Below are 638 nucleotides of genomic sequence, written 5' to 3'. Positions count from 1 at the left end.
TGAACACGTTGGTGTTGCGTACGGATGTGTCGGGGGATCCGACGTTCGTGGAGTTGCTGGCTCGGGTGCGTGAGGGTGATCTGGCTGCCTTCGATCACCGTGACGTGCCCTTCGACCGCGTGGTGGAAGCGGTGGCACCGACCCGCAGCATGGCCCACCATCCGCTCTTCCAGGTCATGCTCGTGCTCCAGAACCACGCGGACGCCGGACCCGAGCTGCCGGGACTCGAGGCGGAGCGGGAGCCCTTCGCCTGGAAGGTCGCCAAGTTCGACCTCACGTTCTCCTTCTCCGCCGACCCACAGGGCGTCTCCGGTGTCCTGGAGTACGCGGTCGACCTGTTCGACCGTGACACGGCGGTGGAGCTGGTGGCCCGCTTGGAGCGGGTGCTGGCCGCCGTGGCGGCCGACCCGCATACGCGGCCGGGGGACATCGAACTCCTGTCGGCGCAGGAGCGCCAGCGTGTCCTGGTGGACTTCAATCGTGCTGGGGCGGGTGTGGGGTCCGATGTGGTCCTGCACCGGGTGTTCGAGGAGTGTGCGGCTTCGGTTCCGGATGCTGTGGCGTTGGTGTTCGGGGATGAGCGGGTCTCCTATGGGGAGTTGAACGCTCGGGCGAACCGGTTGGCGCGGTATCTGGTG

At 67.2% G+C, this 638-nt stretch carries 1 protein-coding gene; it reads left to right on the top strand.

Going from position 1 to position 638, the window contains the following annotated elements; translation table 11 throughout:
- Positions 1 to 11 precede the first annotated feature (11 nt).
- Positions 12 to 638 (top strand): condensation domain-containing protein (locus KBX21_RS26285; protein ID WP_307869296.1); only part of this gene is annotated, 627 nt, incomplete at its 3' end.

The sequence above is a fragment of the Nocardiopsis sp. B62 genome (genome assembly GCF_018070675.1).
Lineage (GTDB): Bacteria > Actinomycetota > Actinomycetes > Streptosporangiales > Streptosporangiaceae > Nocardiopsis > Nocardiopsis prasina.
Note: the sequence above shows the minus strand (reverse complement) of the source record. Positions and strands in the feature narration are given on the sequence as shown.